The sequence below is a fragment of the Leminorella grimontii genome, assembly GCF_039789245.1.
In the GTDB taxonomy this organism is placed as follows: Bacteria; Pseudomonadota; Gammaproteobacteria; order Enterobacterales; family Enterobacteriaceae; genus Leminorella; species Leminorella grimontii.
In genome coordinates this window covers 2,554,754-2,576,209 of the sequence record NZ_CP146357.1, presented here as the reverse complement: position 1 = coordinate 2,576,209, position 21,456 = coordinate 2,554,754, and the positions used below count along the sequence as shown (strand labels likewise).

General features: G+C 53.7%; 16 protein-coding genes and 7 tRNA genes. 3 read left to right on the top strand and 20 right to left on the bottom strand.

Annotated elements, in window-relative coordinates; genetic code table 11:
* Positions 1-6 precede the first annotated feature (6 nt).
* Together V8L73_RS12000 and miaB are read right to left on the bottom strand one after the other, a co-directional pair.
* Positions 7-1,062: a PhoH family protein gene (locus V8L73_RS12000; protein WP_347253087.1), complete on the bottom strand. Its 1,056-nt coding sequence runs from the start codon at positions 1,060-1,062 to the stop codon at positions 7-9.
* Between the two features lie 152 nt (positions 1,063-1,214).
* The gene (miaB, locus tag V8L73_RS11995; protein ID WP_027272805.1) at positions 1,215-2,639 is read right to left on the bottom strand and encodes a tRNA (N6-isopentenyl adenosine(37)-C2)-methylthiotransferase MiaB; all 1,425 of its coding nucleotides are present in this window, start codon (positions 2,637-2,639) and stop codon (positions 1,215-1,217) included.
* 200 nt (positions 2,640-2,839) lie between these two features.
* Here miaB and ubiF point away from each other — a divergent pair, with 200 nt between their 5' ends.
* On the top strand, positions 2,840-4,030 hold the full coding sequence (gene ubiF, locus V8L73_RS11990) for a 3-demethoxyubiquinol 3-hydroxylase (RefSeq protein WP_422655627.1): 1,191 nt from the start codon (positions 2,840-2,842) through the stop codon (positions 4,028-4,030).
* 86 nt (positions 4,031-4,116) lie between these two features.
* Here ubiF and V8L73_RS11985 read toward each other — a convergent pair.
* The 11 genes from V8L73_RS11985 to nagB all read right to left on the bottom strand — a co-directional run bounded on the left by V8L73_RS11985 (position 4,117) and on the right by nagB (position 10,331).
* A tRNA-Gln gene (locus tag V8L73_RS11985) sits at positions 4,117-4,191 on the bottom strand.
* A 27-nt stretch (positions 4,192-4,218) separates the two neighbouring features.
* Positions 4,219-4,303 (bottom strand) — tRNA-Leu (locus V8L73_RS11980).
* 28 nt (positions 4,304-4,331) lie between these two features.
* Positions 4,332-4,408: transfer RNA gene (locus tag V8L73_RS11975), tRNA-Met, on the bottom strand.
* Positions 4,409-4,609: 201 nt separating this feature from the next.
* Positions 4,610-4,684, bottom strand: a tRNA-Gln gene (locus tag V8L73_RS11970).
* 47 nt (positions 4,685-4,731) lie between these two features.
* Positions 4,732-4,806, bottom strand: a tRNA-Gln gene (locus V8L73_RS11965).
* A 30-nt stretch (positions 4,807-4,836) separates the two neighbouring features.
* A tRNA-Leu gene (locus V8L73_RS11960) sits at positions 4,837-4,921 on the bottom strand.
* A 3-nt stretch (positions 4,922-4,924) separates the two neighbouring features.
* Positions 4,925-5,001, bottom strand: a tRNA-Met gene (locus V8L73_RS11955).
* A gap of 221 nt (positions 5,002-5,222) precedes the next feature.
* On the bottom strand, positions 5,223-6,893 hold the full coding sequence (gene asnB, locus V8L73_RS11950; RefSeq protein WP_261832389.1) for an asparagine synthase B: 1,671 nt from the start codon (positions 6,891-6,893) through the stop codon (positions 5,223-5,225).
* 219 nt (positions 6,894-7,112) lie between these two features.
* Positions 7,113-8,336 (bottom strand): DNA-binding transcriptional regulator NagC, encoded by a 1,224-nt coding sequence (gene nagC, locus V8L73_RS11945; RefSeq protein ID WP_027272808.1) that lies wholly within the window; start codon positions 8,334-8,336, stop codon positions 7,113-7,115.
* Between the two features lie 17 nt (positions 8,337-8,353).
* Positions 8,354-9,511, bottom strand: coding sequence for an N-acetylglucosamine-6-phosphate deacetylase (nagA, locus tag V8L73_RS11940; protein WP_347253085.1), 1,158 nt, complete (start codon positions 9,509-9,511; stop codon positions 8,354-8,356).
* A 19-nt stretch (positions 9,512-9,530) separates the two neighbouring features.
* Complete coding sequence (gene nagB / locus V8L73_RS11935; RefSeq protein ID WP_261832387.1) at positions 9,531-10,331, bottom strand: glucosamine-6-phosphate deaminase; 801 nt, start codon at positions 10,329-10,331, stop codon at positions 9,531-9,533.
* A gap of 376 nt (positions 10,332-10,707) precedes the next feature.
* Here nagB and nagE point away from each other — a divergent pair, with 376 nt between their 5' ends.
* Complete coding sequence (gene nagE, locus V8L73_RS11930) at positions 10,708-12,660, top strand: PTS N-acetyl glucosamine transporter subunit IIABC (protein ID WP_261832386.1); 1,953 nt, start codon at positions 10,708-10,710, stop codon at positions 12,658-12,660.
* A 198-nt stretch (positions 12,661-12,858) separates the two neighbouring features.
* Positions 12,859-14,529, top strand: coding sequence for a glutamine--tRNA ligase (gene glnS / locus V8L73_RS11925; protein WP_027272812.1), 1,671 nt, complete (start codon positions 12,859-12,861; stop codon positions 14,527-14,529).
* 122 nt (positions 14,530-14,651) lie between these two features.
* Here glnS and fur read toward each other — a convergent pair whose 3' ends face one another.
* The 7 genes from fur to V8L73_RS11890 form a co-directional block, all read right to left on the bottom strand.
* On the bottom strand, positions 14,652-15,101 hold the full coding sequence (fur, locus tag V8L73_RS11920) for a ferric iron uptake transcriptional regulator (RefSeq protein WP_027272813.1): 450 nt from the start codon (positions 15,099-15,101) through the stop codon (positions 14,652-14,654).
* Positions 15,102-15,323: 222 nt separating this feature from the next.
* Complete coding sequence (locus V8L73_RS11915; protein ID WP_347253084.1) at positions 15,324-16,373, bottom strand: CobW family GTP-binding protein; 1,050 nt, start codon at positions 16,371-16,373, stop codon at positions 15,324-15,326.
* Positions 16,374-16,503: 130 nt separating this feature from the next.
* A complete protein-coding gene (locus V8L73_RS11910) occupies positions 16,504-16,698 on the bottom strand; it encodes a YbdD/YjiX family protein (RefSeq protein ID WP_027272815.1) in 195 nt (64 codons plus the stop codon).
* A gap of 85 nt (positions 16,699-16,783) precedes the next feature.
* Positions 16,784-18,850 carry a pyruvate/proton symporter CstA gene (gene cstA / locus V8L73_RS11905; protein ID WP_027272816.1) on the bottom strand — a complete coding sequence of 689 codons (2,067 nt, stop codon included), beginning with the start codon at positions 18,848-18,850 and terminating at the stop codon, positions 16,784-16,786.
* Between the two features lie 671 nt (positions 18,851-19,521).
* Positions 19,522-20,037, bottom strand: a complete 516-nt coding sequence (gene fldA, locus V8L73_RS11900; protein ID WP_027272817.1) for a flavodoxin FldA — start codon at positions 20,035-20,037, stop codon at positions 19,522-19,524.
* Positions 20,038-20,165: 128 nt separating this feature from the next.
* Positions 20,166-20,435 (bottom strand): LexA regulated protein, encoded by a 270-nt coding sequence (gene ybfE, locus V8L73_RS11895; RefSeq protein WP_347253083.1) that lies wholly within the window; start codon positions 20,433-20,435, stop codon positions 20,166-20,168.
* Positions 20,436-20,551: 116 nt separating this feature from the next.
* On the bottom strand, positions 20,552-21,313 hold the full coding sequence (locus V8L73_RS11890; RefSeq protein ID WP_347253082.1) for an alpha/beta fold hydrolase: 762 nt from the start codon (positions 21,311-21,313) through the stop codon (positions 20,552-20,554).
* Positions 21,314-21,456: the final 143 nt, after the last annotated feature.

Genomic DNA, 21,456 nt, shown 5'->3' with positions numbered 1-21,456 from the left:
CCTAATTTATTCTGAACCGGCGTTTGAAATGTACTGCTGCTCACGCTTGCGCTGTTCCGCCAGCGCCTCTTTGCGCTTTTGCTCTTCGGTTTCCCACGCCTCATAGGCGTTAACGATGCGTGCGACGACCGGGTGCCTGACCACGTCTTCGCTGTGGAAGAAGTTAAAGCTTATCTCTTCCACGTTGGAAAGTACTTCAACGGCGTGGCGGAGGCCTGATTTCTGGCTGCGAGGCAGGTCTATCTGCGTGACGTCCCCGGTAATCACCGCTTTGGAGTTAAAGCCGATGCGGGTGAGGAACATTTTCATCTGTTCGATAGTGGTGTTCTGGCTTTCATCAAGAATAATGAAGGCGTCGTTCAGCGTGCGGCCGCGCATATAGGCCAGCGGCGCGACCTCAATCACGTTGCGCTCTATCAGCTTTTCCACTTTCTCAAAGCCGAGCATCTCAAACAGCGCGTCGTACAGCGGGCGCAGGTAGGGGTCAACCTTCTGGCTCAGATCGCCCGGCAGAAAGCCCAATTTTTCTCCCGCTTCGACCGCAGGGCGGGTCAGCAGAATGCGGCGAATATCCTGACGCTCCAGCGCGTCGACCGCTGCGGCGACCGCCAGATAGGTTTTCCCCGTGCCGGCAGGGCCAATGCCGAAGGTGATGTCGTGGTCGAGAATGTTGGCGATGTACTGCGCCTGATTCGGCGTGCGCGGCTTTATCATTCCACGCTTGGTTTTGATGATCACCGCTTTACCATAGTCGGGAACCGACTCGGCGACCTGCTCCAACACGCCGGACTCTTTGATAGCCAGATGAATTTGGTCAGGTTCGATATCGGTAATGATGCCGCGTACCGGCGCGGTATCCACATAGAGGTTAAGCAGGATCTCTTTGGCGACGTTGACGCAGGAAGCCTTGCCGACCAGCTTGAAGTGATTGTTGCGATGGTTGATTTCGATGCCAAGGCGACGCTCAAGCTGCTTGATGTTATCGTCAAACGGGCCGCACAGGCTCTGCAAGCGTTCGTTATCAGAGGGCTCCAGTACAACTTCCAAAGTATCAATCTTCAAATTGAACCTCGTTATGATTAAGAGTGTGAGGCATATCTGCCCTGATTATAGGTAAATAGCCGTCATTATTCATCGGGATTTGTCGAGCGCGCGCGTGGCGCGTTGTGGAAACGAGAGGAGAAGGCCGCATCAGCGGCCTTCCGAGAGGAGAGTTACGGCTGATAGTGGCCAACGCCCAGCTCGTCTTCTTTACGGGTTCTGGCGATCACCGCTTGCGGTGAATCTTGAACGCGCAGCCCCATTTCCGCTTCGGTTCTGACGACCTTGCCTCGTAGAGAGTTGGGGTAAACGTCGACGATTTCAACGTCAACAAACTTGCCCACCATGTCGGGCGTTCCTTCAAAGTTGACGACCCGGTTGTTTTCGGTGCGGCCGGAAAGCTCCATGACGCTCTTGCGGGAAGTGCCTTCCACCAGAATACGCTGAATGGAGCCCTGCATGCGGCGGCTGTACTGCATCGCCTGCTGGTTGATGCGCTCTTGCAGAATATACAGGCGCTGCTTCTTCTCCTCTTCACTGACGTCGTCAGCCATATCGGCGGCCGGCGTACCGGGACGAGCAGAGAAGATGAAGCTGTAGCTCATATCAAAGTCGACGTCGGCGATAAGCTTCATGGTCTGTTCGAAATCCTGCTGGGTTTCGCCGGGGAAGCCAACGATAAAGTCGGAGCTGATGTGAATATCCGGACGCGCGGCGCGCAGCTTGCGGATAATCGACTTATATTCCAGCGCGGTGTGGGTACGGCCCATCAGGTTGAGAATTCTGTCCGAGCCGCTTTGTACCGGCAGGTGCAGGAAGCTGACCAGCTCGGGCGTATCTTTATAGACTTCGATAATGTCGTCGGTGAACTCAATCGGATGGCTGGTGGTAAAGCGCACGCGATCAATGCCGTCGATGCTCGCCACCAGGCGAAGCAGTTCGGCAAAAGAGCAAATGCCGCCGTCGAACGACGGGCCGCGGTAGGCGTTGACGTTTTGCCCCAGCAGGTTAACTTCCCTTACGCCCTGAGCGGCAAGCTGGGCTATTTCAAACAGCACGTCGTCGCAGGGGCGGCTGACTTCTTCGCCGCGCGTGTAGGGCACGACGCAATAAGTGCAGTATTTATTACAGCCTTCCATAATGGAAACAAACGCCGTTGGGCCCTCTGCCTTCGGCTCGGGCAGGCGGTCAAATTTTTCGATTTCCGGGAAGCTGACGTCAACTACCGGGCTGCGGGTGCCGCGGGCGCGGTTTATCATTTCGGGCAGCCGGTGGAGCGTCTGGGGGCCAAAGATCACGTCGACAAAGGGCGCGCGCTGGCGAATGTGGTCGCCTTCCTGGGAGGCAACGCAGCCGCCAACGCCGATAATCAGGTCCGGCTTTCCTTCCTTGAACGTTTTCCAACGACCCAACTGATGAAAAACCTTTTCCTGCGCTTTTTCGCGAATCGAACAGGTATTCAGCAGCAGGACGTCCGCGTCTTCTGCGATTTCCGTCAGCTGATAGCCGTGAGTGCTTGCCAGCAGGTCCGCCATTTTCGATGAATCGTATTCATTCATCTGACAGCCCCAGGTTTTTATGTACAGTTTTTTCGTCATCGGTTTGTTACTCAGTGAAAGGCTTGGCATTAGGCTCCTGCGAGCGAGCCGACCAATACGGCGCTAATTTCCGCGCAGGGCGCGTATTGTAATGGTTTGTTGTTCGCCTGACCAGAGATTGACTACATCCGTCACTGAAGCAAGCGTAAAAATCCGGTACACTTCGCAACATGATAGTTCAATGATGGCGTAATGACATGATTAACGACACGGCTAAAACCCATGATGCGATCGTCGTCGGCGGAGGTATGGTTGGCGCCGCGGCGGCCGTAGGGCTTGCGATGAGAGGGCGTTCGGTTGCGGTAATAGAGCATGAGACGCCGAAACCCTTTGTCCCCGACAGCGCGCCGGATATTCGCATATCGGCCATTGGCTGTAGGTCGGTAAATTTGCTCAAGCGGTTGGGCGCATGGGACGGCATTGCGGCGATGCGCACAGCGCCCTACCGCAGGTTAGAAACCTGGGAGTGGGATAACAGCAACGTCGTCTTTGACGCTCAGGCGTTGGCCCTGCCTGAATTGGGCTTTATGGTAGAAAACCGCGTATTGCAGCTGGGGTTATGGCAACAGTTCGAGCGCTATCCAAGCCTGCAGCTATATTGTCCCTCCCGCCTGGCTGACATGGTTCGGCCCGACGCTCAAAAAAGCGGCTGGGAACTTACTCTGGACAGCGGCGAGCGGCTTCGAGCGCCCCTAGTGATTGGCGCTGACGGCGCAAACTCCGCGGTGCGGGAACTGGCGGGGATTGGCGTTACCGGCTGGCAGTATCGTCAATGGTGCATGCTGATTCTGATAAAAACCGATTTGCCCCAGCAGGACGTGACCTGGCAGCGCTTTTACCCTAGCGGCCCGCGCGCATTTTTACCGCTTTCTGGCGGCTACGCGACGCTGGTGTGGTATGACGCGCCGGCGCGAATTCGCCAGCTGCAGGCAATGTCCCATGAGGCGCTGGCTAGAGAGATCCTTGTGGCGTTTCCCGAGCGTTTGGGCAACGTTGAGGTACAGGGCGCCGGTTCATTCCCTCTGGTGCGCAGGCACGCCCAGCGTTACGTGAGGCGCGGCGTCGTTCTCATCGGAGACGCCGCGCACACCATTAACCCTCTGGCGGGGCAGGGGGTTAACCTCGGCTATCGCGACGTTGAAACGCTGCTTGACGTCTTGGCGGAAGAGGAAAAGCGTGAGGCAAAGGGTGATTGTGATGAGGCGCTCCGGCGCTACGAGCGTCGGCGCTACCCGGACAACCTGCTGATGCAGACCGGCATGGACGTTTTCTATAACGCGTTTAGCAACGATCTGGCGCCATTGGCTTTGGTGCGCAATCTTGGCCTTATGATGGCCGAGCGTTCAGGAAAGCTAAAGGAGAAGGCCTTGAGGTACGCGCTGGGGCTGTAGTTCTCAGACGGGAAGCCCCGGAAGAAAGACGTAAAAAAGCTCGCGTTAAGCGAGCTTTTTTACGTTTAGGCCAAAGCCTAAAAATATGGCTGGGATACCAGGATTCGAACCTGGGAATGGCGGGATCAAAACCCGCTGCCTTACCGCTTGGCGATATCCCAAAAGATACGATACGCGTTGAAAATAAATGGTGCGGAAGGCGAGACTTGAACTCGCACGCCTCGCGGCGCCAGAACCTAAATCTGGTGCGTCTACCAATTTCGCCACTTCCGCAACGTCGTTATTTTCGCAGGAGTAAAAATGGTGGCTACGACGGGATTTGAACCTGTGACCCCATCATTATGAGTGATGTGCTCTAACCAGCTGAGCTACGTAGCCATTACCCTGCTTATCTTCAACAGCGTTGAGGGACGCATTATGCGTATCTCTTTCCCGTTCGTCAAGACGTACGTTGACGCTTGGCGCAGAAAAATGGTTAAAGCTGTTGACGAAAAAGATAAATGGTGAATATTTCACCATACGTATAGCCAAATACAGGATGCTAAACCGGGAAAATATAGAGGGAGCGATGGGAAGGAATGGCTGGGATACCAGGATTCGAACCTGGGAATGGCGGGATCAAAACCCGCTGCCTTACCGCTTGGCGATATCCCAACTTAAGATATATCCAAATACGTTCAACTTATTGAGCGCAAAAAAAATGGCTGGGATACCAGGATTCGAACCTGGGAATGGCGGGATCAAAACCCGCTGCCTTACCGCTTGGCGATATCCCAACTTAAGATACGATATGCGTTGAAGATAAATGGTGCGGGAGGCGAGACTTGAACTCGCACACCTTGCGGCGCCAGAACCTAAATCTGGTGCGTCTACCAATTTCGCCACTCCCGCGAATGGTGGCTACGACGGGATTTGAACCTGTGACCCCATCATTATGAGTGATGTGCTCTAACCAGCTGAGCTACGTAGCCATTCTTTTCGCATTACCTTCAACGGCGTTGCGGGGCGCATTATGCGTATCTCATGCACCATCGTCAACAAGTTTTTTCTCTTAATGGGGGATGTTGCGTCTGATTGTTTGGGTTATAACCGATATGATTATAAAAGAGGCGAATTGGCGCCATTTATCGCTCATTCACGAAGCGGCGGAAGAGGGTATTTCCGGCCTCTTCCGCCGCTTTATTTTCCGAGATTATTGTACTTTGTAGGCTGACTGGTGAACTCCTACGGCACGCCCCGATGGGTCGTCCATTTTCTTAAACGATTCGTCCCATTCAATCGCTTTGGCCGACGAACAGGCGACGGAAGGGCCGCCCGGAACGCACTCGGCGGCGCTGGGAAGGGGGAACAGCTCTTCGAATATTTCCCGATACAGGTAGGCCTCTTTTGAGGTCGGCGTGTTGTAAGGGAAGCGGAAGGCTGCGTTGGCCAACTGCTGGTCGCTGATTTGCTCAGCGGCGACGGCTTTTAGCGTGTCTATCCAGCTGTATCCTACGCCGTCGGAAAACTGCTCTTTCTGACGCCAGGCGACGCTTGCCGGAATGTAGGATTCAAAGCCCTCGCGAATAATGTATTTTTCCATTTTTCCGTTGCCGCACATTTTATCCTTAGGGTTAATGCGCATAGCGACGTCCAGAAACTTCTTGTCCAAAAACGGTACGCGGGCCTCAACGCCCCAGGCGGCCATAGCCTTGTTGGCGCGAGCGCAGTCGTACATATGAAGCGCCAAAAGCTTACGCACCGTCTCTTCGTGGAACTCTTTCGCGTCGGGCGCCTTATGGAAATAGAGGTAGCCACCGAAGACTTCGTCAGCGCCTTCGCCCGACAGCACCATCTTGATACCCATCGCCTTGATTTTTCTCGCCATCAGATACATCGGCGTTGATGCGCGGATGGTCGTGACGTCGTAGGTTTCAATGTGATAAATCACGTCGCGGATGGCGTCCAGGCCTTCTTGCTCGGTGAAGTGGATTTCATGGTGTACGGTGCCTAGATGGCGCGCCACTTCCAGCGAGGCGGCCAGATCCGGCGACCCTTTCAAACCGACGGCGAAGGAGTGAAGCTGTGGCCACCAGGCTTCGCTCCGCTCATCGTCTTCAATGCGGCGCGCAGCATACTTCTTGGTAATGGCGGAAATCACGGAGGAGTCAAGCCCGCCGGACAGCAACACGCCGTAGGGCACGTCGGACATCAGGTGGCTTTTGACCGACTCCTCTAGCGCGTTACGCAGCGCATAGGCGTCAGTGACGTTATCTTTCACGCTGTCATAGCTCATCCAGTCGCGCTGATAGTAACGGCGTACTTCTCCGTCGTCGCTGCAAAGGTAGCTTCCCGCAGGAAATTCTTTCAGGGTTTTACAAACCGGGACCAGCGCCTTCATCTCTGAGGCGACAAAAAAGTTGCCGTACTCATCGTACCCGGTATACATGGGAATGATGCCGATGTGGTCTCGCCCGAGCAGATAGCGGTTGCGTTCGCTGTCGTAAAGGACGAAGGCGAACATGCCCTGAAGGTCGTCAAGGAAGTCGACGCCTTTTTCCTGATAGAGCGCCAGGATCACTTCGCAGTCGGATTCGGTCTGAAATTCGTACTTGTCTTTTAGCTGACGGCGAAGTTCCTGATGGTTATAGATTTCGCCGTTAACGGCCAGAATGTGGGTACGCGCGGCGTTATACAGGGGCTGAGCGCCGTTGTTGACGTCCACGATGGAGAGGCGTTCATGGGCGAGAATCGCGCTGTCCGTTGCGTAAATGCCAGACCAGTCCGGCCCGCGGTGGCGCATCAGGCGAGACATTTCCAGCGCTTTTTTACGCAGCTCAATCGGATCGGACTTAATATCGAGTACACCAAATATTGAACACATAGTTTCTCCCTTATTCTGTTGCCGTAATAAAAACTACACTGTTTGATAGTTAAGCAAAAAGCGAGCCAGATGCGCGTTGCGTACTGGAGACAGAGAAAAGCTGAAGCGCTTAACCCTAATCATAGCCGCTTTGCACGGTAACGGTGCGTGAGAAGAGCAAAAATAGGGAAAGATGCGCCAAAAAGGGGCGCATCGAAAAGAAAAGGGTGTAGAGGTCGATCAGTCGGCGCTGTCGCCCAGCAGATGCTGAAGCAGGGAGCCGTTTAGCATGGCGCGCTTGACCAGCGCAAAAGAACCAATGGCGGAACAGTGGTCAAGCTGCGACGTCACTACGGGCAAATCCTGCCGGAAGTTGGGCAGAACCTGATGGTCGATGCAGCTTTGGACGGCGGCAATCAACACCTTCTGGGCTTCAGTAATGTCACCCGCGATGACTACCTTTTGCGGATTAAACAGGTTAACCGCCAGCGAAATGGCTTTCCCCAACTGGTGCCCAACGTCTTCAATCACGTTGACCGCCAGATCGTCACCCCGGTTGGCGGCCTTACAGATAGCGGAAATGCTGCAATCTTCCTGAGTAAGCCGGCTGCTGTAGCCTTGGCTCAGCAGCTGACGCACCCGCTGTTCGATGGCGAGGTTGGAGGCGACGGTCTCAAGGCAGCCGAAGTTACCGCAGTAACAGCGCTCGCCCAGCGGATTTATTTGGATATGGCCAATCTCGCCGACGTTGCGATTCTTACCGAGGAATATTTGCCCGTTGATAATAAATCCCGCGCCGGTACCCCGGTGGATCCGCACCAGCATGGAATCTTCACAGTCCTTGGTGGCGCCAAAATAGTGTTCCGCAAGCGCCAGGCTGCGAATGTCATGGCCGATAAAACAGCTGACGCTAAAGCGATCTCGTATGGCCTGACCCAGCTGCCAGTCGCCGATGGAAATATGGGGCATGTATTTGACTACGCCGCTTTCCGGATCGACCAGCCCGGGAAGTGAAACGGCGATGGCGATAAGCTCGCGAATTTTGCTTGAGTAGGCATCGATAAAGCGGGCGATAGCGTCGAGCAGGCTGTCTTCAAGAGCCTGCTGCGTCCGCTCGGGCAGAGAATAGTGCTCTTCGGCCAACGCCTTACCGCCGAGGTTATAAAGGGCGATAGTGGCGTTGTTACGCCCGAGGCGAACGGCGACGCTGTGGAAATGTTTGTGTTCCGAAACGATAGAAACGGCGCGTCGGCCTCCGGTAGAGGCCTGCTGCTCAACTTCTTTAATCAGCCCTCGTTCAAGCAGCTGACGGGTTATTTTCGTGATGCTGGCAGGGGCCAGCTGGCTAAGCTCCGCAATTTGGATGCGGGAGATAGGCCCCTGTTGGTCAATGAGTCGGTAGACGACTGCGCCGTTGAGCTGTTTTACCAGATCGATATTGCCAATTTGACCGCCCGTCGTCATCCTTACCTCTGCTGTTGTTATGACCTGCTTTGGCCCTCGCTGAGACGGCCGTTTACCCAGGTATGCGTTATTTTGAAGTCGTGACTAAATGCGGTGAGGTTTGCGACCTTACCCACTTCGATGCTGCCTAATTGGTCGTCCACGCCGACTGCGCGTGCGGGATACAGCGCCGCCATGCGTAGCGCCTCATCCAGCGCGATCCCTACGTGCTGAACGCTGTTGGTGACGGCTTCAATCATGGTCAATGCCGAACCGCTGAGCGTTCCGTTAGCATCTACACATTTGCCATCGCGATAATATACGGGTTTGCCTGCAAAAATAAAATGGTCGATATCGGCGCCGGCAGGAGCGGTTGCGTCAGTGACTAATACCAAACGATCGCCTTTAAGCTTTTTGGCATTGCGAATGCTTGGCCAGGCGACGTGATAGCCATCCACGATAATGCCGGTATAGACTTCAGGCGTATCAAATATGGCGCCGATAAGACCAGGCTCACGGCCTGCCAGATAGGGCATGGCGTTGTACAGGTGCGTTGCGAAGCCGATGCCGGCGGCAAAGCCTGCGCGTGCCTGTTCGTAGCTGGCGTTAGAATGCCCGGCGGAAACAACGATGCCCGACGCCTTTAATCTGCGAATAACGCGACCGTCAACCTGCTCGGGGGCCAGCGTAATTTTCGTAATAACGTCTGCGTTGGCGCACAGGTAGTCAATCATGGCGTCATCCGGTTTGCGGATAAAGTCGGGATTGTGGGTGCCCTTTTTAGCGACGTTAATGTAAGGCCCTTCAAGATGAAGGCCCAGCGCCTTGTTTTCATGGCTTTTAAGATAGCTACGCATCACGTCAATGGCGTGCTTCATGTAGTCATCGCTGCAGGTGATAAGCGTCGGAAGATAGCTGGTGCAGCCGGACTTCTCGTTAGCGCTCTGCATTATCTCGAGCGTTTTTTGCGAGATATTCTCCAGAGCGTCGTTAAACTGCACGCCGCCGCAGCCGTTAAGCTGAAGGTCGATGAATCCGGGCGCTAGGATCGCGCCCTTCAGGTCAACGGTTTCGATACCGGTCGGAAGTTCGTTTAAAGGACAAACCTGAGCAATAAGGCCGTCGGCGATGACGACGGCGTGATTATCAAGAATATCATGGCCGGTATAAATCCGGCCGTGAGCTAATGCGTACATCGTAACCCCCTGCAACAGGCTATAGCTTCTTAATGTTTTCAGCTTCCAGTTCACGGAAGTACTTCACGGTTTTCATCTTCAGTTCCATCGTGGCGGGTTCGTCGCAAACCAAAATAGATTTGGGGTGCAGCTGAAGCGCCGATACGGTCCACAGATGGTTGACGCAGCCCTCGACGGCGGCTTCCAGCGCCAGCGCTTTGTTCGGGCCGGTAACCAGAATCATGACCTCTTCTGAATCCAGCAGCGTGCCGACGCCAATCGTTAGCGCGTATTTGGGCACCTTGTTCATGTCATTATCAAAAAAGCGCGAGTTGGCGATACGCGTATCTTCCGTTAGGGTTTTGATCCGAGTGCGGGAAGAGAGAGATGAAGCCGGTTCGTTAAACGCAATGTGGCCGTCATTACCTACGCCGCCCATAAACAGGTTTATTTTCCCGTAGGATTTGATTTTGTCTTCATAGCGCTTGCATTCGGCCTGCACGTCCTCGGCGCAGCCGTCCAGCAGGTTGACGTTTTCCGGCTGGATATCGATATGATTGAAAAAGTTTTCATACATAAAAGTGTGATAGCTTTGTGGATGCGCCTCTTCCAGCCCGACGTATTCGTCCATATTAAACGTGACGACGTGTTTAAAACTGACTTCACCCGCTTTATACAGTTCGATTAGGCGTACGTAAGTTTTTAGCGGCGTGCTGCCCGTAGGTAGGCCGAGAACGAAAGGGCGATCTGCGGTCGGCTTGAAGGCGTTAATGCGGTTGACGATATGACGCGCTGACCATAAACCGACATCCTGCGCGCTTTCTAATGGAATAAGTCTCATATAAGAACCTCTTGGCGACGTAACGGGTCTATACTTTTACGTGAAGTCATATGTGAAGATAACGCAACGCGTTGATGAACTGACTATAGCGCCTCTGTACTGATAGCACACGCTCTCACGCCGGTAATTGATATTTTGTATAATAAAATAAGTGGCGGTGCATGGCCAGCATATTAGAAAAAATATTGACCAAATTGGTGATGTTTGTCACATAATCGAAGCTTTTAATTTGTGATGCAAAATATATTTTTTACACTATAAATCGGTTATACCTAATAGACCTATTCAGCATCGTCAACGGCGGCTGAATGTGTAATTCAGACCGACGTTGAGTATAAAAATAACGTCTCACTCAGGGTAAGCAGGGGGAAGCAAGGTGAATATACTTGGGTTTTTTCAACGATTAGGCCGATCGCTGCAGTTACCGATCGCCGTACTGCCCGTAGCCGCATTGCTGCTACGATTCGGTCAACCAGACCTGCTGAACCTGCCGTTTATGGCGCAGGCGGGCGGGGCGATTTTCGACAACCTGGCGCTGATCTTCGCCATCGGCGTCGCGGCCACGTGGTCTAAAGACAACGCGGGTTCAGCGGCGCTTGCCGGTGCGGTAGGGTTCTTTATCCTTACCAAAGCGACGGTGACCATTGAGGCCAGCATCAATATGGGCGTATTGGCCGGTATTATCTCCGGTCTTATCGGCGGTATGGTTTACAACCGCTGGAGCGACATCAAGCTGCCCGACTTTTTAACCTTCTTTGGCGGCAAGCGCTTTGTACCTATCGCTACCGGCTTTTTCTGTCTGATTTTAGCCGGTATTTTTGGTTACGTATGGCCGCCGATTCAGGAAGGGATCCGCATTGGCGGTGAATGGATCGTAGCGCAGGGCGCGCTGGGCTCAGGCATCTTCGGTTTCGTTAACCGTCTGCTGATCCCAACCGGCCTGCACCAGGTTCTTAATACCATCGCCTGGTTCCAGATTGGTGACTTCACCAACGCGGCTGGTCAGGTGTTCCACGGCGACATCAACCGTTTCTATAACGGCGATGCCACCGCGGGGATGTTCATGTCAGGCTTCTTCCCGATCATGATGTTCGGCCTTCCGGGCGCTGCGTTTGCGATGTATCTGGCCGCCAAGCCGGAGCGTCGCCCAGCCGTCGGCGGCCTGCTGATGTCCGTTGCGCTGACCGCGTTCCTGACCGGCGTTACCGAGCCTATCGAGTTCATGTTTATGTTCCTGGCTCCGTTGCTGTATCTGGTCCACGCCATTTTGACCGGTATCAGCCTGTATGTTGCGACAGCGCTGGGCATTCACGCGGGCTTTACCTTCTCCGCAGGCGCTATCGACTATGCGCTGATGTTCAAACTGCCGGCTGCCAGCAGCAACGTTTGGATCCTGTTGGTGATGGGCGTAGTAGCGTTCGTCGTCTACTTTGCACTGTTCTCCGTCATCATCCGCGTGCTGAACCTGAAAACGCCGGGCCGTGAAGACGTTGTGCAGGACGAAACCTCACCGGAAAACAGCAACACTGAAGAAGGGCTGGCCGGACTGGCTAACGCCTATATCGGCGCGATTGGCGGTACCGACAACCTGACCGGCATTGACGCCTGTATTACCCGCCTGCGTCTGACGGTTAAAGACTCAGGGCTGGTCGATTCCGCCGCTGCTAAGCACTTGGGCGCTGCGGGCGTAGTTAAGTTAAATAAACAAAGCATTCAGATCGTCGTAGGCGCCAAGGCGGAATCCATCGCTGACAGCATGCGTAAACTGATTGCCTCCGGTAAAGCGCCGAAGGGTTCCGTAGCTCCCGCTGCCGTTAAGGCGGTAGAGAGCGCACCGGCGCCGGCCGCGGTTAAAAAGGCCGAGTCAACGCGCCTCAGTACGCTTGTTTCTCCGATTACCGGTGAAACCGTCGCCCTGAGCGAAGTGCCGGACGAAGCGTTTGCCAGCGGCGCCGTAGGCGACGGCATAGCCATTCGCCCGACGGATAAAATCGTCGTCGCTCCTGCAAACGGTACTCTGGTGAAGATTTTCGGCACCAACCACGCTTTCTGTCTGGAAACGGAAGACGGCGCGGAAGTGGTTGTCCATATCGGTATCGATACCGTTAAGCTGGAAGGTAAGGGCTTCAAGCGACTGGCGGAAGAGGGCGCGGAAGTGAAGGCCGGCGACCCGGTACTGGAGCTGGATCTGGACTACCTGAGCCTCAATGCGGCTTCCATCATCAGCCCAGTGGTGGTCAGCAACATCGACGATTTCAGCGGTCTGGCGGACGTTGCCAGCGGCCAAGTCGTAGCCGGACAGACTAAGCTCTTTGACGTTAAGGGCTAGTTCGTTACCCTCCGTTTAATGCGGAGTCTGAGCGGGAAGGCGAACCTTCCCGCTTTTTTTTGTTTGCAAAACGCCTGAAAATTTCCGTAGTCGCGTCATTTTTATCAGGAAATGTAACTAACGGTTGTGTCCTGAGGGGCGTTGTTAGATGATATATGGTTATACGTTGTGAGCGCTTTTGCATAGAGGAAAAAATAAATGAGTGAGGCCGAAGTCCGCCCGACTAACTTTATTCGCCATATTATTGATGAAGATTTGGCTTCGGGTAAGCACACTACGGTAGTGACCCGCTTCCCGCCCGAGCCGAACGGTTATCTGCATATTGGCCACGCCAAGTCCATCTGCCTGAACTTCGGCATCGCACAGGACTATCAGGGGCGCTGCAACCTGCGTTTTGACGACACCAATCCGGTTAAAGAAGACGTTGAGTACGTTGAGTCCATTAAAGCCGACGTTGAGTGGCTCGGCTTCCACTGGGACGGCGCAGTGCGCTATTCGTCCGACTACTTTGACCAGCTGCATAGCTACGCCATAGAGCTTATCAATAAGGGGTTGGCCTATGTGGACGAGCTGTCTGCCGAAGAGATGCGCGAATATCGCGGCACGCTGACTCAGCCGGGTAAGAACAGCCCGTATCGCGATCGCAGCGTAGAAGAGAACTTGGCGCTGTTTGAAAAGATGAAAAACGGCGAGTTTGCCGAAGGCGCCGCCTGCCTGCGCGCGAAAATCGATATGGCCTCATCGTTTATCGTTATGCGTGACCCGGTGCTTTACCGCATCAAGTTTGCTGAACACCACCAGACCGGCAATAAGTGGTGCATCTACCCGATGTACGACTTTACCCACTGCATTTCCGATGCGCTGGAAGGGATCACCCACTCGCTGTGTACGCTGGAGTTTCAGGACAACCGCCGCCTGTATGACTGGGTGCTGGATAATATCACCATTCCCTGTCACCCGCGCCAGTACGAGTTTTCTCGCCTGAATCTGGAATACGCCATCATGTCCAAGCGCAAGCTGAACCTGTTGGTGACGGAGAAGGTCGTAGAAGGGTGGGACGATCCGCGCATGCCGACGATTTCCGGCCTGCGTCGCCGCGGCTATACCGCCGCTTCTATCCGCGAATTCTGTCGCCGCATCGGCGTAACCAAGCAGGATAACAACGTAGAAATGGTAGCGTTGGAAACCTGTATCCGCGATGACCTGAACGAAAACGCGCCGCGTGCGATGGCCGTGCTCGATCCGGTGAAGGTCGTTATTGAAACGCTGCCGCAGGGACATCAAGAGAACCTGACCGTCGGCGTTCATCCGAACCGCCCGGAAATGGGCTCCCGCACCGTGCCGTTTAGCAATGAAGTCTATATCGATCGCGCAGACTTCCGCGAAGAGGCTAACAAGCAGTATAAACGCCTGGTGCTGGGCAAAGAGGTTCGCTTAAGACATGCATACGTGATTAAGGCCGAGCGCGTCGAGAAGGATGCAGAAGGTAATATCACCACGATTTACTGCAGCCACGACGCAGCGACGCTGGGCAAAGATCCTGCGGACGGACGTAAGGTTAAAGGCGTCATCCACTGGGTTTCTGCGGCGCACGCGCTGCCGGCGGAATTCCGCCTTTACGATCGCCTGTTTAGCGTGGCGAACCCGGGCGCAGCGGACGACTTCCTGTCGACTATTAACCCTGAGTCGCTGAAAGTGGTTCACGGATTTGTGGAGCCCTCTCTGAAGTCGGCGAAGCCGGAGTTTGCCTATCAGTTTGAGCGTGAAGGGTACTTCTGTGCCGACAGGCGTCATTCAACGGCCGATGCGCTGGTTTTCAACAAAACCGTCGGGCTGAGAGATACCTGGGGCGCTTCGAACGCGGCCTGATCTCCTAAGAAAGGCAAAATACCCGCGGTTAACGCGGGTATTTTTTTACCTAAAAAAGATTTTTTACGGGCAGAAACAACAACGCCGGCTAATGCCGGCGTTGTTTTTAGAAAGAACAGCTATCAATTCTTTGCATCATGGGCGCTTTCGTCTTTACGACAGTCGCCGGAGCTGCACTTACCGTAAAGGTAAAGGCTGTGGTTAGTCAGCTTAATGCTGTATTTATCAGCGATTTCGCGCTGGCGCTGCTCGATAAATTCGTCGCTGAATTCGATAACTTTGCCGCAGTCCAAGCAAATCAGGTGATCGTGATGGTGCTTTTGCGTCAGTTCAAAAACGGATTTTCCGCCTTCAAAGCTGTGGCGAGTCACGATACCGGCGTCGTCAAACTGGTTCAATACGCGATAAACCGTCGCTAAACCAATTTCTTCGCCCATATCGATGAGTCTCTTATAGAGATCTTCAGCGCTGACGTGATGATTCTCCGGTTCCTGAAGAATTTCCAGGATCTTAAGGCGAGGAAGCGTCACTTTTAGTCCAGCTTTCTTCAGTGCGGTATTGTTGTCAGTCATGCGAGGTGTCCTAAATTCGGGCGCCGTGATACAGCCAGCGGGTACTTAACAAAAGTATAATGTATCATTATAGAGCCTGAGATGCGAAATGAAAACCTAATGAAAGCGCTGGAAAAACCGATAGTATCAATAGGTTTTACAAATAACTTTTCACCAGATCGCATATTCAACAGTTAAACTGCGTATCGCAATTTTTCATAATACGGCGCTTATGCTGCGAGCCTACCGAGGATAAGCTTCGCTTTGACTCACGCAGGACATAAACTCCCGCTCAAGAGAGTCAATGGGCAAGCTGCGCCCGATGATGACCAGCATGGTCTTACGTGCTTCATCCGCTCGCCATTCGCTGCCGTAGTCAAATCCTACGACGCGGTGTATGCCTTGAACGATAAGCCTACGGGGTTCTCCCGCAACGGCCAGAATGCCCTTATAGCGTAGCATATCGTTGCCGTATTTCTCGATAGCGCCTTCCATAAATGCGCCGATGCGCTTGATATCCACATCGCCAGCTTCAAAAACGTGCGACGTGATGTCGTCATTCCACGAGCGGGAGGCGTCAGACTGCTCCAGAGGACGGAATCGCAGCGGTGTAGCGCTGTTTTTCAATGAAGGCGTGAAGGTAGCGTTCAGGGTAAAACCTTCGTCCAGATTAAACGCCTCAATGCCTATCCACGCCTCTTTTTCCAACCTGCCGCTGCGGGCCTCGCAGACGACGGCTCTGGCGTTGATCGCACGCAGGCGTTCAAGCAACAGGCGTTTGGTCTCTTCATCTATGCGATCGAGCTTGGTTAAAATCAGCCGGTCGGCAAAACCGACTTGAGAAACGGCGACCCGGTGTTCACTAAGCTGCTTTTGCGCATGTTCTGCATCAACCAGAGTAATGACGGCATCGAGCATCAGGCGCTCTCTGAGAACGTCGTCAACGAAAAAGGTTTGTATTATCGGGGCAGGGTCTGCCAGGCCGGTTGTCTCCAGCAGGAGCCGCTCAAAAGAGAGCTTTCCTTCATCTCTCTGGGTCAGCAGGTTTTTTAACGCTTCCGTCAGCTCTCCGCGCACGCTGCAGCACACGCAACCGTTGGTTAATTCAATCACCTCAACGTCACCGCGTCGTTCCAGCAGGCCACCGTCGATGCCGACGGCGCCAAACTCGTTTTCTACAATAGCGATCTTTTCGTTGGGGTAGTTTTTTAACAGATGGTTGATAAGCGTCGTTTTGCCTGAGCCTAAAAAGCCGGTCAGTATCGTTACGGGAAGCGGGGAAAGGGCAGTCATAGCGGTAGTTCTACCTCCGAGTAATAGATCACGGCGGCCTGCATCAGGCCGCGTTCTTTAGCCGTTTGCGCACGTTGGCCGTTATTTTAGTATCCGGCCTTGGTCTACATAAACAGCTAAGGAACGCGTCCTAGCAGCAGCGACCGCCTCCGGCGCCATAGCGGGCTTCCTGCCGCTCGCGGAAAAACTCTTCGTAGCTCATGACCTTCTGGTCAGGATGCGTTAAGCGCATGTGCTGAACGTAGGTATCATAGTCAGGTACGCCGACCATCAGGCGGGCTGCCTGTCCCAGATAACGACCTACTTTCGCCAGATCTTCAAACATAGCGTTGCCTTTTTTAGCGCGGGTTTAAGAAAGCAGCCGCAAAACGCACTGCGGCTGCTTTTAGGCTCTTAGTTTACATCAATAGTCAGCTTTGTGTCGCTGAACTTGGCAGAGGTTCGTAGGGCACCTCGTTGGCCGTTGGTTTCGGATTGGCGTTGGCCTTAAAGGCGGTGCGCAGGCCGAACACCACGATGCTTACCGTTATCAGCATAAACAGAATGGTTAATCCGGCATCAAGCTGGTTGTTGAAAATCAGCGCGCTCATCTGATCGAGAGACTTGGCCGGCGCCAGAATCTCGCCTTTATCCAACGAGGCCTGATACTTCTTGGCCAGCGCCAGGAAGCCAACCCGCGGGTTAGCGTCAAACACCTTCTGCCAGCCGGCGGTTAGCGTACATACCAGCAGGAAGATGGTTGGAATGACGGCAACCCAAGCGTATCTCTCGCGCTTCATCTTGAACAGAACGACGGCGCAGAGCGTCAGCGCAATTGCGGCCAACATCTGGTTAGCGATGCCGAACAGCGGCCACAGCGTGTTGATGCCGCCCAGCGGATCGACGACTCCTTGATAGAGGAAGTAACCCCATGCGGCAACGCACAGCGCAGTAGCGGTGACGTTAGCGGGTAAAGAGTCGGTACGCCTCATCGCAGGGACGAACGTGCCCATCAGGTCTTGCAGCATAAAGCGGCCGGCGCGAGTGCCTGCGTCAACGGCGGTCAGGATAAACAGCGCCTCAAACAGAATGGCGAAGTGATACCAGAAGGCCATCATGGCCGGGCCGGTGATTTGGCTTAAGATGTGCGCCATGCCGACGGCCAGAGTAGGAGCGCCGCCCGCGCGGGAGACGATGGACGCTTCGCCGACGTCTTTTGCGTACTGAGTCAGTACGTCAGGCGTAACGGTAAAGCCCCAAGAGCTGACGACCTGCGCGGCGGAATCTACCGTTGGGCCAAGCACCGCCAGAGGACTGTTCATGGCGAAGTAAACGCCTGGGTCGATAACGCACGCGGCGACCAGCGCCATGATGGCGACAAATGATTCCATCAGCATGCCGCCGTAGCCGATAAAGCGGGCGTGCGTTTCGTTTTCCAGCATTTTAGGCGTAGTGCCGGAAGAGATCAGCGCGTGGAAGCCGGAGATCGCGCCGCAGGCAATGGTGATGAACAGGAAGGGGAACAGGTTGCCTGCCCATACCGGGCCGGTGCCGTCGATGAACCGCGTCGTCGCCGGCATTTCCAGCGAAGGCGCAATAAAGACGATGCCGATTGCCAGGCCGACGATGGTGCCTATCTTCAGGAAGGTGGACAGGTAGTCGCGCGGAGCGAGCAGCAGCCAAACCGGCAAAATAGACGCAATGCCGCCATAGATAATCAGCGCCCAGGTCAGCTCTACGCCATCCAGCGTGAAGTAAGGCGCGATAGACGGGCTTTTGGCGACTTCGCCGCCGTAAATAATCGCCAGCATCAGCAGAATAAAGCCGATGATAGAGACTTCGCCGATCTTTCCGGGACGAATGTAACGGGTATAGATACCCATAAACAGCGCGATAGGGATGGTCACCGCAACGGTGAAGAATCCCCACGGGCTGTTGATCAGCGCCTTAACCACGATCAGGGCCAAAACGGCCAGGATGATAATCATGATCATAAACGCGCCAAACAGCGCGATAACGCCCGGAACCTGTCCCAGCTCGGCCTTGACCAGGTCGCCAAGAGAGCGGCCGTCGCGGCGGGTGGAAACGAACAGCACCATGAAGTCCTGTACGGCGCCGGCCAAAACGACCCCGGCGAGGATCCAGATCATGCCCGGCAGATAGCCCATTTGTGCCGCAAGCACCGGGCCGACCAGCGGGCCTGCGCCGGCGATGGCGGCAAAGTGGTGACCGTACAGCACATACTTGTTGGTTGGCACATAGTCCAGACCGTCGTTATGGCGATACGCGGGCGTCATGCGCGTGGCGTCAAGGGACAGCACCTTGTCGGCGATGAATTTGCTGTAATAGCGATATGCGATTAAATAAACAGAAACGGCGACTACAACGATCCAAAGCGCATTCACTTTTTCGCCATTATTTAAGGCAATAATAGCGAGCCCGCAGGCGCCAAGAATAGCGAGAGCGAGCCATATAATATGAGACGCTATGCTGCGCATAGGCGCTCCTCCTCATTTTTAATAAAGCGTTAAGGAAAATAAAAAGTAAAACTCGTCGTTACCCTAAATAAAATTTCCCAGCCAAAGACAGCAAATAAATCTATATGAATGCTGTTATAAAGCGGACTACGTTTAATCAAACTCCTCGTTAACCTTAGATAATACCTCCTGCTTTTTAAAGGTTGCTGTTTTGGGCTTAATCCTTTCAGGTCAAGCTTTCATAATAATGTTGTAAAATAAGCTAAACGTACCGTATCTCAAGCAACAGGCGCGGTATCCGCGCCTGTTGGTTTTCCATAACCAAAATGAGGTAGCCTATAAATATAGACTGATGTCTTACTTATTTCCTCTGATTTAGATCCAATGCGTGTCTATTATTCCCGTATCGTTAGGCTTTTAATGATGGAGGAAATTAATATGCTATGTGAAATGAGTGTATCAGCAGTTTGCTAAAGTGATTTTGCACTTGCTCACAGGTTGGATAAATTTTTATTAGCCAATAAGCTGAATGCCCCTGTTTATTATGGGGTATTTCAATTTTTATTGATTAATTCAATTCAGGTAATAAAAGAGGGAATAACCATCCTTTTTGATAAGGATGATTATTCCATTTAGATATTTCGAAGAGGCTGCGTTTTTATCCCGAAACTGAAGGAATTCGCAGGAGTAAATCAGGCAAGATTCATTTCTTCAGAGATCTGCTTTACCCAGGCAGACACGCGTTCAGCGGTTAATTCCGGCTGACGGTCTTCGTCAATAGCCAAACCGATAAAGTGGTCGTCGTCGGCCAGGCCTTTTGATGCTTCAAAGTGATAGCCCGCCGTTGGCCAGTTGCCTACGATCGTCGCGCCGCGCGGCTCTATGAGATCGCGAATGGTGCCCATCGCATCGCAGAAGTACTCTGCATAGTCTTCCTGATCCCCACAGCCAAAGATAGCGACCAGTTTGCCTTCAAAGTCGATCTCTTCCAGCGTTGGGAAAAAGTCGTCCCAGTCGCATTGTGCTTCGCCGTAATACCAGGTGGGAATACCCAGCAGCAGGGTGTCAAAACGTTCGATGTCTTCTTTACTGCTTTTGGCGATATCGTGGATTTCCGCGACGCCTGCACCCAGCTGTTTTTGAATCATTTTGGCAATGTTTTCTGTATTGCCCGTGTCGCTACCAAAGAAAATACCTACGGTTGCCATAGTTGCGTTACACCTTTAAAAGTCAATATTTAAGACAATGTCTTTCGTAATATAACATCGTTGATGCCCATTGGCATCGTTAATCTGTCGGGCTATCAGGGATCGGGAATACACGACAAAAGGGCGCATTAGCGCGCCTGCAGGGACAGCAGGTTCTCGATGATTTCGCTGCGGTTGAGGCCCTGCTCTTGAGCAAGCTTGTCCAGCATCGCAACCGCTTCCTGTGAAAGCTTGAGTTCGACGCGCTTTAACCCTTTCATCCTGTCGCGGCGAAGCTGATTGCGCTTGTTTATCCTCAACTGCTCATCGCGAGTCAGCATGCTGGTCTTTGGGCGACCGGGCCTTCTGTCGTCGGCGAAGAGATCGATAGTCGTGCGGTCTAACTGTTCTTTTGCCATAAACCTAACGTTAAAATCGAAATACAAAAGCAAAGCGGCGCCTACTTACACAACGCCGCGGGGGGAATCATTTTATTGCGACGCATCATAACGCCTGTCGCGCCGTATGCCAATGATTACTCTGAGGGGCCATCGAGCATAAACCGGCGCAGTATGCGCGTAACCTGCTGCGGCTTTTCGGCGTGGACCCAGTGGCCGCTGCCGGCGACGACGTAAGCGCGCGCACTAGGGAACTGGCGCGCAATGGCGTCGCGGGCGCTCTCCCGTATGTAAGGCGACAGCTCGCCGCGAATAAAAATCACCGGGCCGTTCCAAGCAGCGACTTCCTGCCAGCCGATGATGTCATCATAGTGCTGCCAAAGCGCCGGAACGTTGAAACGCCACGCCCCCTGATGAAACGATTTAAGCAAAAACTGGAGGACGCCTTCTTCCAGCCCGGCCGAGCGCATGACGATGGCCGCCTCGGGGCGAGTGGCTACGCCCGATTGAGTAACGGCTTTCAGCGCAGCGAAGACGTCGTCATGGTGGCGCTGTTGATAGGCGACGGGCGCAATATCGATAACGGCCAGTCGCCTGACCCTCTCTGGCGCCAGCGACGTTATCATCATAGCGACCTTGCCGCCCATAGAATGCCCAACCAGTATGACGTCTCTTAGTTCAAGCTGCTCAAGCAGGGCGAGCACGTCTTCGGCCATTGCGCGATAGTTCATGTCTTCCGACCAGGGCGAAAGGCCGTGGTTGCGCAGATCGACTTGTAAAACCTGATATGAGTCCTGCAGGTCTCGGGCCAGCACGCCCAGATTGTCCAGGCTGCCGAACAGCCCGTGAATTAATACGACGGTTTCGCCGCTTCCCTGAAGGCGATAGTTCAATTTCATGACCATTTCACAATTACGTTATTGTTAAGTTGAGCGATATCTCGTCATTCGTCGGCATAACCAAGCATAATTGAGAGTAGTCGCCTAGAGTATCGCGGACTGAATAGGTATAATTTACCGAAATCATTTAAAAAAGATTATAG

What these genes read in the sequence shown, in the direction of transcription:
- miaB (WP_027272805.1), bottom strand. Translation starts at nt 2,639, where the DNA reads ATGACGAAAAAACTGTACATAAAAACCTGGGGCTGTCAGATGAATGAA.
- asnB (WP_261832389.1), bottom strand. Translation starts at nt 6,893, where the DNA reads ATGTGTTCAATATTTGGTGTACTCGATATTAAGTCCGATCCGATTGAG.
- nagA (WP_347253085.1), bottom strand. Translation starts at nt 9,511, where the DNA reads ATGTACGCATTAGCTCACGGCCGGATTTATACCGGCCATGATATTCTT.
- glnS (WP_027272812.1), top strand. Translation starts at nt 12,859, where the DNA reads ATGAGTGAGGCCGAAGTCCGCCCGACTAACTTTATTCGCCATATTATT.
- cstA (WP_027272816.1), bottom strand. Translation starts at nt 18,850, where the DNA reads ATGCGCAGCATAGCGTCTCATATTATATGGCTCGCTCTCGCTATTCTT.
- fur (WP_027272813.1), bottom strand. Translation starts at nt 15,101, where the DNA reads ATGACTGACAACAATACCGCACTGAAGAAAGCTGGACTAAAAGTGACG.
- nagC (WP_027272808.1), bottom strand. Translation starts at nt 8,336, where the DNA reads ATGACGACGGGCGGTCAAATTGGCAATATCGATCTGGTAAAACAGCTC.
- ybfE (WP_347253083.1), bottom strand. Translation starts at nt 20,435, where the DNA reads ATGGCAAAAGAACAGTTAGACCGCACGACTATCGATCTCTTCGCCGAC.
- V8L73_RS11890 (WP_347253082.1), bottom strand. Translation starts at nt 21,313, where the DNA reads ATGAAATTGAACTATCGCCTTCAGGGAAGCGGCGAAACCGTCGTATTA.
- fldA (WP_027272817.1), bottom strand. Translation starts at nt 20,037, where the DNA reads ATGGCAACCGTAGGTATTTTCTTTGGTAGCGACACGGGCAATACAGAA.
- nagB (WP_261832387.1), bottom strand. Translation starts at nt 10,331, where the DNA reads ATGAGACTTATTCCATTAGAAAGCGCGCAGGATGTCGGTTTATGGTCA.
- V8L73_RS11915 (WP_347253084.1), bottom strand. Translation starts at nt 16,373, where the DNA reads ATGACTGCCCTTTCCCCGCTTCCCGTAACGATACTGACCGGCTTTTTA.
- V8L73_RS11910 (WP_027272815.1), bottom strand. Translation starts at nt 16,698, where the DNA reads ATGTTTGAAGATCTGGCGAAAGTAGGTCGTTATCTGGGACAGGCAGCC.